At 60.2% G+C, this 666-nt stretch carries 1 protein-coding gene; it reads left to right on the plus strand.

What is annotated here, in order from left to right:
- Positions 1-153: 153 nt before the first annotated feature.
- The coding region (locus B879_RS24235; RefSeq protein ID WP_040401647.1) for an FAD-dependent oxidoreductase at positions 154-666 on the plus strand (513 nt) is incomplete at its 3' end.

The raw sequence follows: 666 nt of genomic DNA on the forward strand, positions 1-666 counted from the left end.
CGGTGAACATGGCGGAGGCAAGGACATTTTCGATGAGCTGCCGGAGTCCGGCCGCGAGGAGTAGGCGCGCACGAAGGACTGTGCTGGTCACCACCCCAAAAAGTGCTAGTGAAGACTTTCACAAACAGTGTTTTTGGGGATAGTATGGGGCATATGCCTATCACTACACAATTTTCCGATCGCCCGCGCACTCTTGTTGTCGGCGGCGGCTACGTTGGACTCTATGTCGCAATGAAGCTGCAGAAGAAGGTCAAGGACCATGGCGGTATCGTCACCGTCGTGGACCCACTGCCGTACATGACCTACCAGCCGTTCCTGCCCGAGGTCGCAGGTGGACAGATCGAACCGCGCCACGTCGTGGTTTCGCACCGTCAGCACCTCAAGCACGCTGAACTGATCACGGGCCGCGTCTCGGCGATCGACCACAAGAACAACAAGGCGGTCGTTGTCCCGGTTGTCGGCGAGCCCTTCGAGCTCGAATACCGCGATGTGGTCATGGCCGCCGGCGCCATCACCCGAACCTTCCCGATCCCGGGCCTGGCAGATTCCGGCATCGGCCTAAAGTCCATCGAGGAAGCCGTTGCCCTGCGCAACAAGATCCTTGAGCGGATCGAATCGGCGTCCCTGATGACCGATGCAGCCGAGCGCAAGCGCGCCCTGAGCTTC

Origin of the sequence: Cecembia lonarensis LW9 (assembly GCF_000298295.1) — a bacterium.
In the GTDB taxonomy this organism is placed as follows: Bacteria; Bacteroidota; Bacteroidia; order Cytophagales; family Cyclobacteriaceae; genus Cecembia; species Cecembia lonarensis.